Below are 13,204 nucleotides of genomic sequence, written 5' to 3'. Positions count from 1 at the left end.
TTTCAAACTTACTGCTGCGCTAGGATCATACGCGCGTTCAGTGGCTGAATTGGTCGATTGTTGTGACCCATCGCTTTCGCAAAGGCTTTTACTTGTTCTGGAGAGATAGTTTGCGTCTCTTTGATCACCAACCAACGAACCCCTTCAGAACATGGCGGTGTCGTTAGAGAGCCATTAAAACGGTAGTACTCTTTATCACTTGGAATTAAGGCATCCGCATCAAATGGGACTTTAATCGCTACATCCTGATCTTTATTTGGAACGTTAGCCAGCAGCTTCGCGAGATCTGGGTTCGCGTCACCCAATTTAAAGAACACCGCCACAACCGCTAGGTGGCCCGCCTTATCCGCATGAACAAAGTGCGCTTCCAATGGGTACTCTTTACCATCAACGTGGTTTTCAGAAGGTGTGTGGAAGTGGAATTGCTTCAGTGTGAATTCTTTGCCGTCAACCGTTAGCGTATTGTTGCCTTCTAAACTGGTTTGCAGCGTGTGGCCATTATTGAGCAACGACATTACCTTGCCTTCATAATCGAAGTTCAATTTATCTAGCTTCGCTTCTGTCGTTGATTGAATGTCAATCGGACTTTGGTTCTGACCTTTAGCACATTCAGAAGCAAACTCCCCCCAATTCGCTGGGCCGTGTTCTCCCTCATATCCCCAGTTTGCTGCGTTTGCTGAGCCTGCAAATACCAATGCTAAACCAAGTGCTGTCAGTGACTTTCTCATTTTCATTTCCTTTTGTATTCATGGTTAGGTAAATAAACACGTTCATCAGATCGTGTTTATTGCATGCAGTATTAACAAACGAATGACAGAATTGGATTAGCTCGCGCTATGCAATCTATGTTTACCTGCCAAATTTGGAAATGATCTCCACATTTTATGTAATTGATAAGTCAACGATTAGAGCGCATAAGGTTGCGGTTCGAACTCAAATCGTTCTGGTTCGCTACCCAAATGCCGTATTCCCCTCAATCCAACAATGTATGTCACCCCGTCATAGGCTTAGACCTCATACCGAATATATAAACCCTTTAATAAAGTGAGGAATCATCGTTTATCTATTTATGGCAAGTTATTTAAAACCACCACGCTAAAATGATTTATTTGAAATTATATTATTCACTTTCTTTAATAATGCAATTTTATTTTTATATTACTGACTCTTTTAAATTATTAGAAACTTGAATTATGTTTATTATCTGTTAATCAATTGTTAACTGCCAAATGAGTCACGTTAATTTATAAACTACGCCTATATTATATTTTGGTGTTTCCATAACAATAATGTGAATTAAGGACCCCCAATGAAAGCATATGTATTTGACGGAAAAGACACCGCTAAATTAGTCGAGCGAGAAAAGCCTGAAATTATTAATCAAAGTGATGTCATCGTTAAAATCGAAAAGACAACCATTTGTGGGACTGACTTACATATTTTAAGAAATAATGTAGCAACGTTTAAACCTGGCACCATCATGGGTCATGAAGGCGTCGGAATTGTAGAGTCTTGTGGTGATCGCGTTAATAACTTTAGGCCAGGCGATCGCGTCATTGTTTCATGCATTACCTCTTGCGGCAGCTGCAAAATGTGCCAAGTGTCTAAATTTGGCCAGTGTTTAGATGGCGGCTGGTTGCTAGGCAATGAAATTGACGGGTGCCAAGCTGAATACGTTCGCGTCCCTCATGGTGACACCAGCTTGCACCTTGTTCCTGATGACATCGATACCGATTGTTTGGTTCTGCTGAGTGACATCTTCCCAACTGGATATGAAGTGGGCGTCCTTGATGGCCAAGTCCAACCTGGCTGCTCTGTGGCGGTGATTGGCTGTGGTCCGGTTGGCCTTGCGGCATTAATGACTTCTAAGTTCTTCTCTCCAAGCGAAATCTACGCGATCGACAATAACCCTCACCGCCTTCAAGTCGCTAAAGAGCTAGGCGCCACACACGCAATTGATAACTCAGATGGCACAGCAGTACAGCAAATTTTGGACATGACCGATGATGTGGGCGTAGACGTCGTTATCGAAGCCATTGGTATTCCTGCTGGCTGGGATATGTCTCAAAAGCTGGTGTGCCCAGGAGGCAACATTGCAGTACTTGGTGTGCACGGTAAGCCAGCAATCATCAACCTTGAAGATATGTGGAAACGGAATTTCACCATGACGGCAGGCATGGTCCATACCCATACTATTCCGATGTTGATCAAACAAATTAGAGCCGGCTACTTAAAGCCGAAAGATCTGATTAGCCATCAATTTACTTTATCAGAAGCAGAGGAAGCGTATTCAACATTTACGCATGCCTCCGACCATAAATCATTAAAGGTCATTATTTCTAACGATTGTTCATAGTAAAAATATGTTGAGGCTAAATTGATTAATAAACCATTTAAAATTCTATTGATAGGTTTAATAGTGAACCTATCAATCGGTATCTTATACGTATGGGGTGTTTTCAGTGAACCTTTAGCTGAAGCGCTGGGTGTTGATGCAAAGCACGTAGATGGGCCATATCAGACGTCTGTTTTTACCTTCTCAGTCAGTCTATTTTTGGCCGGTGTATGGCAAGACAAAGTAGGACCAAGAATAGTAACAATCCTTGGTGTTTTCCTTGTCGGAGCAGGACTTTTGGCTTCGGGTTATGCCTCAACATTGATGGAACTGCAGGTTACATTTGGGTGCATGGTTGGCGCAGGTATGGGGTTTGCTTATGCCTGTATCGGCCCTTGCACCATGAAGTGGTGGCCAGAGAATAGGAAGGGACTTGTCAGCGGCCTCACCGCTGGCGGTTTTGCGATGGCGGCGCTGTATTTAGCGCCTCTATCAACGGTTCTTATCGAGCACTTTGGCATTTTAGATACGTTTAAGATTCTCGGTATTGGCTTACTCTTCATGATTCCAATGGCATCACTGCTCGTTGATCCTCCGAAGGGTTATGTGGCCGATGAGCCAAAGGGAGAAACCACAGAATCTTGCGTCGATGTGAACATTCAGTGGCTAGACATGCTGAAAACGCCACAGTTTTATCAGATATGGTTGATGTTCATGGTCTCATCGGCAGCCGGTATCATGCTAATAGGCTCTATTGGTAACGTCAGTAAATCGATAGGATTAACATCTGAAGAAATCGCGCTAAGTATCATTTTGCTTGCCATCTTCAACACCGCAGGTCGAGTCATTGGCGGGGTCGTTTTTGACAAGATAGGACGTGTTCACACCTTAGGTTTGATCTTCCTATTGCAAGCCGTGAACATGATCTTTTTCACAACGATAGAAACCACAATCCCACTGATGATTGGAATCTCAGTTGGCGCAATGTCTTACGGTGCTTTATTTGGTGTTTTCCCTCCGGTCACGGCAATTGACTATGGCTTGAAGTCATACGGCACTAACTTCGGCATACTCTACTCTGCATGGGGCGTATCAGGTTTTTTCGGAGGGATACTCGCTTCAATATCGGGGACGACTGAAACGACGTATTTGGCATTCGCGGTACTCTTGTTTTTCATTACTGCAATGAACTATTTAATGAAACCCGTTGATAAATCAGAAATAGTTAATAGAAATGCGGCAAAGCTTGAATATTAAAATAGAGTAAAGCTCATCTATTTCAATAATTTATTGATTTTTCAAACAGCCAAATGAACGCTGTTACCAATCAACCAGTTTCGCCTAATAAACGATATTTTTAAAAGAAACCGTATCCACTTTTAAATAAGTTGTCATCGTTTATTAGGCGCTTTATTTAGTTACCACATAGAGAAGACCATCAATGCTTCGTCGACGATCATTCATCACAAAAGAGGAAGTTGTCTTTACCAGTGCATTTGACTTGATATAGCGCCTTATCTGATTTCGACATCACATCATCAATCTGCTGTTCATCCGCTTTGTGGCAAACTCCAATAGAGACAGTAACTCGAAGCTTAACCTGCTCGTCGCCAAACGATGTCTGCCTTATTTCATTGAGTGTACTTTTTAAGAAATCTTCAACTCGCAGCTTAGACGCGTCCCCTTGCATAAACAAAGCAAACTCCTCACCACCAAAACGGAACAGTTGGTCCGAGTCTCGACAGTGTGATTTTAAGAGCTGACAAACTTGACTGATCACCATATCGCCATACTGGTGCCCATGGGTGTCATTGATTTGCTTGAAGTCATCAATATCAACAAGAAGAAAATAGCCCGAACCAAAAGTATGTTTGGTCTTCAGATAATAGTTTTTATTGAACGCACCAGAAAGCGCATCGATGTTCATTGCAGCATTGAGCTTTCGATTATATCTGCTGACCAAAATAGCCACTGGCACTCCAAACAATACGGCCAGACCAACGTATCTTAGCAAGAACCAGGTGATGTCAATTGAAGCGACCTTTAGCCCATAGATATCCCCAACTTTGTAATTGAAACCGCCGTCACGACCATACATCTCGATTTGTTCCGCCATCGCCGTATCTACCGAACCATGGCACTGAACACATGATGGCTCTACGACGATCGGATCATAACGCGTAAGATAAACATTACTATTTTCGAGATATACACGATAGGCACTTGATATCTCATCGCTCTCTAAGACAGAAGTCTCCCGTTCATTCGCAAGGTTTTCACGGTTAGTTGGGTTGAGGCTCACTTCTTTATAATTTGCCATGTCTGAGAGTGCATTGAGCTCTTTAGTCATGTGCACTGTCACGTAGCTAGGAACGTTGAAAGGAAACTGTGTGGTAGAAGAATAGCTAGGCATCGACGTGAAATTTCTGATCGATTGAGAGAAATCAATAAGTGTATCAATTCGACTTACCGCTGAGATTTTGAAATCCATCCACATCAACAACGCTGTTGCAGCAACAATTAGCAATCGAATAATATGTTTCACGTTAGTCAGCCCACTAAAATCCGAGAGTATATACCCTAGTGGCTGAAAGGTGCAGATTTCAGCCCTATGTTAGTGACATAAGTTCAAGGAAGTCGCTCTGCACCATGGAGAGCGACTTCCTAGATTTTTAGCCAACAATCCTCTGTATTAAAAAATTAAGCCACCCTTACATTAAGATTTAGATATCTCGACTAGAGATTCTATCTCAGTAATCTGAGACCAAATATCCATGAGAATCATCTGTTCAAACGGACGCCAGCGAATTTCGGGCAATGATAAAACGTGACTGAGTTGTTCATTTACCTCTATCCAATATTGGTCTCCGAGATAGACATCCTCGGGCACCGACTGGGTCAAATAGTAGCGATGTGCCTCTCCCTGATATAGCGTCCAATTAGAGGTAGCATTTTTCTCATCCGAATACGGTAAAGCTTGAGCCCAAGGCTGACGAGAGTAGTACATGTATGTTTTGTCTAAAAAAGCACTAAACAACACACCTTGAGGCTGAGAAGGCCAAATGGCTTGCTGCCACTGCAAAGGTAGGAAGTTGAGCGATTGATGTTGACGCTGTTCATATTGAAATCGAAATATAAAATCGCCAAGTTTCGTCCAAGCGGTTTGGATATCTTCTTTAAACATCCTATTTCTTATCAATTGAAATAAAAAAGGTTTAGCCTGTTCCGCTGATAAGTGACTTGGGATCTTCTCTAAAATCTCAAACAACTCTGGCATGTCTTTTTTAATCACTTCCAATGAAGGGTTACCTTTATAAGGCAAAGCTGACAGACTTACATCTTCTCTATTTTGCCACTGTTGCCAGAGATTTATATAAGGCTCATCAAGCTCAACGTTTGTCCATCCACGCCTAACACGCTCGTTGATGTAACTGCTCAAATCGATGTTGTCCAAGGGCTCAGACAGCTTTTGTAAAAGTGGATCAGAGTCTTCATCAAAAAAGACTTCTCTGCCTTCATAAACCTGGCAAGAGTACAGTCCGCAGATCAGCTCTCCTGCCCCAACAAGAAATCGCCCTGTTCGCTGTTCCTCTTCGGTAGCACGTTGCTGTAAAATCGACAAAGAAAAGTTGTCTATCGCGATGCGGCGGGCGTGCTGATTTAAATACTGTCGATAAAGACGAATATTGTCATTATTGATTGTTTCTAGAACAAGCTTTTCAATACTACTGCTTTGAATTTCAAGTATTTTTCTTCGCCAGTCAAGAATATGTCTCTGTGCATTTTCAACGATATTTTGTTTATGCTCGAAAACCTCCTGACGCGTTTTCTCGATATGCGAGTACTTTCCAATACCATAAAGTTTTCCGAGATTTGCCACTAGCATTCGATAGCTACATGCTCTTAAATCGTCCAGAGCCCCAGTAGAAGCAGTGCCTAAACGAGCAAGCTCTTCTACGACCTCTTGCTTTTGATTCACGCAAGCTTGCTCTCCAAATTTTTGAATCACGTGAGGGGGAAGATTATAGAGCTCTAGCATTGTATTGGCGTATTCGAGGTCAATCGCAGAAAACATCTTATTGATGATTTCCTGCAGCTCCAATACTTTTGCACTGTAGGTTGCGTCGAAATGAAGCAACTGAATAGAAGAAAGCCTTTTGGTCAATTCAACGATATGCAGCTTTAACTGCTCGTGCTGCTGCTCAATAGCCTCTGCAGATGTCGTATTTAGCCGCTCAAGTACAGTCTCTTGCCCGTAACTGTAATGCCCATTTTGCAGCCATTGATTGAGTCGTTTCTCTGGGCTATCCAATGTGGAAAGGTAATCATAATAGCCGATAGCAAAACCGACGAAAGGGATTGGCTCAGTAGTAACACTCAGTTGGTGCAGAGCACTGGCAGAGTCATCCCACATGGTTCTTGTTAAATCTTCAATCCAAGGTGCGAAAAAAATAATATCCAACACGCTTGAAAAAGCCCTACCACCATTTTTAGCTAGCTGCCACAGAGCTTGACGCTCAGAAACACGCTCCAATTGGGCAATTCTTTTTGCACTGTTGGGCTGACTATTTTTACTGTCTATGGCCGCTGTAACGCCAGCCCAATGTTCAGCAAGCATGCCTTGCTCGCTTATGGGAAGGTTTAAACTTGGAATTTTATCCAATGCTGCAACTTCTTTAACATCAGTCAGTTCACTCTCAAATTCATAGTCCAACCGAGCCAGCCACTCGTGCTCTTCTTCAAGTTTTTCGGAGCCAAGATTACAAGTTTCCAATGCATTGACATTCAAGCTTACGCAAAGACCAATGAGCAATATTAAATTTTTGATCTTCATTATCGGCTCCAACACCTCTTTGACTTAGGTAATGCAGAGTTTGCCACTAACGTTACATTTTCTTTTTCTGCGAGCTTAGACCAGCGCAAACGGTTCGCGTATATCACACTCGGATTGGGTTGAGCTGATCTCACAATTCGATTGACTAATAGTTTTTGAGAGCTACCAGCAATATTTTCGGACATCGTCAACGCGGAAATATCGTCATTGGTCGAAATCAAGACCACTTGATCCACTTGAGTTAACCAATCCCTGCCCTTATTACTAATCTCATCAGCTTTTATTTGAATGACAGAAGATGGGGTATTGCCTTTTTTAATACTATCCGCGGCTTTTTCAATCGTTGCTACTGTGAGGCGCTTTTCTACCTCTGTTAACGATGAAAAATTATCACCTTCGAGAAGTATAACTTTGCGATCCGCTTTGATGGCTAATTCAAGAGCGGTACGCAACACTTTATCAAGTTTTGGGAAACCATTTTTTCGTTCAATTAAGCTTGTGCTTATTAGTAAAAGAGATTGAGGGCTGCTATGGAGTGCCTCACTTACTTTTGTTGTACTGAGTGCTGTTGAGCTCAATACTCCAGAGGTAGTTTGCTTTACGCTTTTCAACGTTATATCAGTCGGGGTTGATGAGTAATCAATCATAGAGCCAGGCCAATACATATCACGAGCTTGATTCCCAAACTCTTTAGATAAATGGTATTCAGATACTGGCACTTCAGATTTTAAACGTTGAATATTGGTTTTAACGCGAGCGTAATCAGCCCTAGGTACCGATTTATTCTTTAATGCTTCTTCCCAAACATTCATCACGCTTTCTCTTCTTTCGATAGACGATTGGCGCGAAGTCGTGAGTGTTTTTAACTTTGTACTCCCTTTTTGGTAGGCGAGTCCTGTCGCTTCTATCTCACGTTTCATTAAGTTAAATTCAATCACCTCTCCCTCTGTAAACTCTTCTCCATTATGAGTTGTTCCAGCGACAGGAGCACGATGACGAATCCGTTGCGTACCCGTTGGTAAACCTCCGGTTAAATAGTCACGAGCGTGTATAAGTTCATGTCCCAGAGCTATGGACGGTTCAATAATGGTTGAATGACCGGGGATTAAAACTGCATTATCGATGTCAAAATAAATCACGGCAGGAACTCCAAGCCCATTTGATTGATAATTCACAAACTCAGAGGACGCGATTAGAGGTTCTGTGACAAACCGCTTTCCGTCCCGAGGAGGCCTTATTACAACGTTAATCTTTTCTATCGTTCCATCAACTAGACCTTCAGTATGGAACGCTAAAGCGCGCTCTTTATTTGGCAGCGCAATCGGGACATAGTGAGAGGCTTGGTTAATGATGGCTTTCCCTGTGCGAGTCTGCTTCAAGTTTTCAAATAGAGTCGCGATTCCGAGAACGAATTCCTCCGAATGAGCTTGTACATAGATTCCATTTTCGACCTTAAATAGGTAGCCATCTTTACTACCTATATCAATAATATTCTCCCCATCGGGAGGGCCAAAATAAACCGATGCCTCAACGGACATTGATAAAAAGAGTGGAGCAATTGCGAATAATATTTTCATAGTGGTTTTCAAATAAAGGGTCACGTTATTTACGTTCTCCAAAAATACGTTCTGACACTCATGCATTTTGTCTCATGAGGGAATAGAAGCTCCCTAGTAAGTCCTAGGGAGCTATAAATTACGTAGTACGGAGAACCTTATAAGATGAAAAGCAGCGGTTAGACTCTGAATAAAAGGGGAATAATATTCCTCTCTTACTCACAGTCTCGATTTTTATATTCAGAAAAACCTAAAGTATCACTGAGAGTTTGTGCAAAGCCTCAGATAATTAGCTCTAACTAAACTAGAAAAACTTTGGTAAAGAAATCACCAAAACATGCCTAACACACATACATTAACAGGTTAAATATCAACCGTCATGATGCAAAAGTGACCACAAACCAGAGAAATTGACAGGCAATGTAACTAAAAGAATATTCTTATCCGCTTAAATCTATCAATAACTATTTTTTAAGTTGGTAAAAAGTCGGATTGCGATACTTTGAAATACTTAATTTACACAAATTTAAACGATGTCATGTGCCGCTTGCTATTGAATAAGAGTAAGCTTGTAGTGATTTGATGAAACAGCAGTCAGTGTCAAAATGATGCGAGCTAACATCACTCTGTGCAAACTGCCGTTTTTATATTGAGTCGTGTTTTGAGTAATTTTCAACGGTAAGTGAATACTGTGCTCTTAATCTGAGCGCCCACGCCCTTCGATTGTCCATTGACAGACCACTTTTCCGTCTTGCACGGCATACAAAGTATCGAAGTTATTCAATGTTGTATCACAGTGGCTTGGCAACAGAATAACTTGCTGTCCAAGTTCAAGAATCTCGCAACCTTCTTCATGATGAAGGATACCGTGTTCATCACCGCCAGTTTGATACCTTACTCCTTCACTACCTTCAACAATAGGCATGCCAAGATCAATAGAAAGACATTTCATCCCTGCATCAATCACGGTACGCGAAGGTGTTGGCTGACTAATCACGGTGCTTAGCACTTTAAGTGCAGGAGAAAACTGCTGATTCTCGGTCGCATTAGTTTCGTCTCCAATAGCAAGGTAAGCCGCATCCATAAAAAGGTACGAACCCGCTTGAATCTCACTGTAGCCTAACCCCTGATAGGCTGCATATGTCCCTGTCCCTCCTCCGCTAATTATCTGAGGTGTCATACCTTGAGGCTCTAAAGTAGATGTAATGAAATCAAACAAAGGCACCACAACCGATCTCGCCTGCTCATTTCGCGAACAATAGCCCTTAACATGTTGTAAGTGTCCGCTATAAGCTTGGAGGCCGACATAGCTGACACCATCCGTACTTTGAATCGCGTGGATAAGCTGCACTAAATCATCACCAACCTGAACACCGCAGCGCTGCTGACCGCTTTCCACCTCAATCATCAACTCAACACAAAGATTTGCCGCTGATGCGGCTTTTGCAATTTCTACAACGTGATAATAATCGTCAATCACCTGAATAAAACGGGCGTCAGGATGATCTTGATGCAGAGTGATTAAACGCTGAATTTTCTTTTGTCCCGCAATAGGCGTGGTTATGAGAATATCCTTAATGCCACCTTGCGCCATCACTTCTGCTTCACCTAATTTGGCCACACAAATCCCCTGCGCTCCAGCGTCTAATTGCATTTGCGCAATCGCCGGAATTTTGTGTGCTTTAGTGTGGGGACGTAAAGTTAAACCCAAATCATTTATGCGTTGCTGCATTGCCTTAATATTTGTCTTCATCTTATCGATATCCACAAATAACGAAGGGGTTTCTAATTGATTGATATCCATATATGTCACCTAGCTACAGTTTTTTAGTTATTTTCTTAGAAAGCCATTGATTATAAGGCATGGAGAGTTTTGAGCAAGGCACGTAACTTAAAGCATTTAAGGGGCTGACTGAGACCCCTTAAATAAAAATTAAGCCGACGTTAATTAACAGTCCCTTATTTACCAGATGAATACTTAACCCAATAGCAATTACAGTTATTATTAAATTTGATTTAAACCATTCAAAAAAACTTTATAGACACAATTAACATTAAAAATTAATTCATTGTGAGTTTTTTATTAGTAAAAATTACTATTTAAATAGTTGGGTCATGAAATTTATAAAACCGCTGGTATTCTTTTATTTATTTTTTATCGGAATGCCTACATGCGATATCAATCAGCGCCTGTTAGTTCGGAAGAAACACAAGAAACCACAGCACAGCGAGCGGCACGACAGCGGCAAGAACGCAGGGCTGAATTAACCTATTCAACAGATGATTATAAGCGATGGAACAATAACAAAAATAAAACCATTGATGAGCGCAACAAAGAGAAGCAGGAAGCCAATATCACTGAAGCCGCGACAGAACAGAAAAACCATATTCACGTAGGCGAAGAACGTGAGTTTCCTGATGCCATTCTGTCACCGATGCCGACATCAAGAAAGGAAATGATCGATGCGACCGGAACACGTGTGCTGCCGTCCGACTTGCTAGGCTCTAGCTTTAACAACCAATGTGTCAGCGCAGAGATCGTTGCTCATCAGATGACATCTCTCAGCCCGGCGACAAAGAAAGAAGTAGAAGAAAGCGGTGAGCTTGTTTTCAGTGGCATGCAATACAAACACGCTCATGGAACAGTAGGCACTATCGAAGTCATTGATACATTTGCTGGGCAACAACCCGACCAAAAAACATCACAGATGGCCTACTGGGTCGCGCAAGGCAAGTATCTAGATATACCTAAACACCCTGACCCTCATCGCGATCATTTGTATGTTTTCACACCAAACTTCAGCGGCTGCTCTTTTGTTGTTGATGATTGGAGTGACGATCTAATCAGGGTGTATCACGTGGAAGGCAGCAAAGAAGATAAGCAATACAATGACGTGAAAGACCATCGCAACGGTTTAATCAACTATATGAGTTTTCGCGACTACGGCTTCTACCAAAAAGGTAACACCACCATCAAGAGTGTGAATGGCTTTGCGTTTATGCGCTACAACACTCAAGCTCGTCATTGGGAAATCCATTATCAAAAGCAAGAGCATGCGCCTGCACTTGGGCGGCCAACGACTTCGGCTAAAACACTATTCTCTTCAGAAAAACACTCGGTAAAAGTCATGGTTTCGAAGGAATCTCGCGTAGTTGAAACCGGAACCATCGCGATAAAGCGCTAAGGCTGAATTAATAGAAAATAAGCAGTAGCGAGTTCTAGTTACACGTTCAAACCAACTTGATAAAACAAAAACGCCCCAAGGTTCACTTGGGGCGTTTTTATTAATTTGATATTAAAAGGTTTTAGGTTGCTTTATCGCGACCTTATTCCCAATCAAGAATAACCTTGCCTGACATACCGCTGCGCATTACGTCGAAGCCTTCTTGGAAGTCATCAATCTTGTAGTGGTGCGTGATGATTGGCGATAGGTCCAGACCAGATTGGATTAGTGAAGCCATCTTGTACCAAGTTTCGAACATTTCACGGCCGTAGATACCTTTGATCACCAAGCCTTTGAAGATAACTTGGTTCCAGTCGATACCCATGTCTGATGGTGGAATACCCAGTAGTGCAATACGACCACCGTGGTTCATTGTGGTTAGCATTGAGTTGAATGCGGCTGGGTTACCAGACATTTCTAGACCAACGTCGAAGCCTTCTGTCATGCCTAGTTCAGACATTACGTCTTCCAATTTCTCTTCAGCAACGTTTACTGCACGTGTTACGCCCATCTTACGTGCAAGTTCTAGACGGTATTCGTTCACGTCTGTGATCACTACGTGGCGAGCACCAACGTGCTTCGCAACTGCAGCAGCCATGATACCGATTGGGCCAGCACCAGTGATTAGCACATCTTCGCCTACTAGGTCGAAAGAAAGCGCGGTGTGTACTGCGTTACCAAACGGGTCAAAGATAGACGCTAGATCGTCAGAGATGCCTTCAGGGATCTTGAACGCGTTGAACGCTGGGATCACTAGGTATTCAGCGAATGCACCTTCACGGTTAACGCCCACACCAATCGTGTTACGACATAGGTGAGTACGGCCGCCACGACAGTTACGACAGTGTCCACACGTGATGTGACCTTCGCCAGATACGCGGTCACCGATTTCAAAGCCACGAACTTCCTGACCAATCGCAACCACTTCACCCACGTATTCGTGACCGACAACCATAGGCACTGGAATTGTCTTTTGTGACCATTCGTCCCAGTTGTAGATGTGTACGTCTGTACCACAGATAGCGGTTTTCTTAATTTTGATCAGAATGTCGTTATGGCCAACTTCCGGTTTATCAACCTCAGTCATCCAAATGCCTTGCTCAGGCTTTAGCTTTGATAATGCTTTAATTTTCATAGTATTCACCAAACATTGCCCCGCTCTATGCGTGACAAAAAATTCTTTCATCTAATGCGTTTAAAGAAGGAATAAAGGCTTTACCCATGAGCCGACTCAGAAGAGTTGGGAAAGCCTTTT

The 13,204-nt window shown here is 42.5% G+C and carries 9 protein-coding genes; 3 read left to right on the top strand and 6 right to left on the bottom strand.

The window, feature by feature from the left end; genetic code table 11:
• Nucleotides 1–8: 8 nt before the first annotated feature.
• Nucleotides 9–728, bottom strand: coding sequence for a carbonic anhydrase (locus GXP65_RS05595; RefSeq protein WP_038891499.1), 720 nt, complete (start codon nt 726–728; stop codon nt 9–11).
• A gap of 581 nt (nt 729–1,309) precedes the next feature.
• Here GXP65_RS05595 and GXP65_RS05590 point away from each other — a divergent pair.
• Both GXP65_RS05590 and GXP65_RS05585 read left to right on the top strand, forming a co-directional pair.
• A complete protein-coding gene (locus GXP65_RS05590; protein ID WP_038891498.1) occupies nt 1,310–2,356 on the top strand; it encodes an alcohol dehydrogenase catalytic domain-containing protein in 1,047 nt (348 codons plus the stop codon).
• Nucleotides 2,357–2,377: 21 nt separating this feature from the next.
• Entirely contained in the window at nt 2,378–3,592 is a 1,215-nt protein-coding gene (locus GXP65_RS05585; protein WP_162092261.1) for an OFA family MFS transporter, read from the top strand.
• A 199-nt stretch (nt 3,593–3,791) separates the two neighbouring features.
• Here GXP65_RS05585 and GXP65_RS05580 read toward each other — a convergent pair whose 3' ends face one another.
• From GXP65_RS05580 to GXP65_RS05565, 4 genes are all read right to left on the bottom strand, one after another.
• A complete protein-coding gene (locus tag GXP65_RS05580; protein WP_162092260.1) occupies nt 3,792–4,880 on the bottom strand; it encodes a diguanylate cyclase in 1,089 nt (362 codons plus the stop codon).
• A gap of 171 nt (nt 4,881–5,051) precedes the next feature.
• Nucleotides 5,052–7,169: a hypothetical protein gene (locus GXP65_RS05575; protein WP_162092259.1), complete on the bottom strand. Its 2,118-nt coding sequence runs from the start codon at nt 7,167–7,169 to the stop codon at nt 5,052–5,054.
• Nucleotides 7,169–8,746, bottom strand: coding sequence for a hypothetical protein (locus GXP65_RS05570; protein ID WP_240334972.1), 1,578 nt, complete (start codon nt 8,744–8,746; stop codon nt 7,169–7,171). Before GXP65_RS05570 ends, GXP65_RS05575 begins: the two co-directional genes overlap by 1 nt.
• Before the next feature lie 676 nt (nt 8,747–9,422).
• Nucleotides 9,423–10,529, bottom strand: coding sequence for a DSD1 family PLP-dependent enzyme (locus GXP65_RS05565; RefSeq protein ID WP_162092257.1), 1,107 nt, complete (start codon nt 10,527–10,529; stop codon nt 9,423–9,425).
• 367 nt (nt 10,530–10,896) lie between these two features.
• Here GXP65_RS05565 and GXP65_RS05560 point away from each other — a divergent pair, with 367 nt between their 5' ends.
• A complete protein-coding gene (locus GXP65_RS05560; RefSeq protein ID WP_038891495.1) occupies nt 10,897–11,910 on the top strand; it encodes a hypothetical protein in 1,014 nt (337 codons plus the stop codon).
• Nucleotides 11,911–12,052: 142 nt separating this feature from the next.
• Here the strand turns inward: GXP65_RS05560 and tdh are convergent, their stop codons facing one another.
• Nucleotides 12,053–13,084, bottom strand: a complete 1,032-nt coding sequence (gene tdh / locus GXP65_RS05555) for an L-threonine 3-dehydrogenase (RefSeq protein ID WP_038891494.1) — start codon at nt 13,082–13,084, stop codon at nt 12,053–12,055.
• Nucleotides 13,085–13,204: the final 120 nt, after the last annotated feature.

Origin of the sequence: Vibrio sp. LB10LO1, from assembly GCF_010092875.1 — a bacterium.
GTDB lineage: Bacteria > Pseudomonadota > Gammaproteobacteria > Enterobacterales > Vibrionaceae > Vibrio > Vibrio campbellii.
The sequence above is the reverse complement of the archived record's forward strand: the minus strand, read 5'-3'. Positions and strand labels throughout refer to the sequence as shown.

Excerpts from the sequence above, each read along its gene's own strand:
- GXP65_RS05595 (WP_038891499.1), bottom strand. The coding sequence starts at position 728 with ATGAGAAAGTCACTGACAGCACTTGGTTTAGCATTGGTATTTGCAGGC.
- GXP65_RS05590 (WP_038891498.1), top strand. The coding sequence starts at position 1,310 with ATGAAAGCATATGTATTTGACGGAAAAGACACCGCTAAATTAGTCGAG.
- GXP65_RS05575 (WP_162092259.1), bottom strand. The coding sequence starts at position 7,169 with ATGAAGATCAAAAATTTAATATTGCTCATTGGTCTTTGCGTAAGCTTG.
- GXP65_RS05570 (WP_240334972.1), bottom strand. The coding sequence starts at position 8,746 with ATGAAAATATTATTCGCAATTGCTCCACTCTTTTTATCAATGTCCGTT.
- GXP65_RS05565 (WP_162092257.1), bottom strand. The coding sequence starts at position 10,529 with ATGGATATCAATCAATTAGAAACCCCTTCGTTATTTGTGGATATCGAT.
- GXP65_RS05560 (WP_038891495.1), top strand. The coding sequence starts at position 10,897 with ATGCGATATCAATCAGCGCCTGTTAGTTCGGAAGAAACACAAGAAACC.
- tdh (WP_038891494.1), bottom strand. The coding sequence starts at position 13,084 with ATGAAAATTAAAGCATTATCAAAGCTAAAGCCTGAGCAAGGCATTTGG.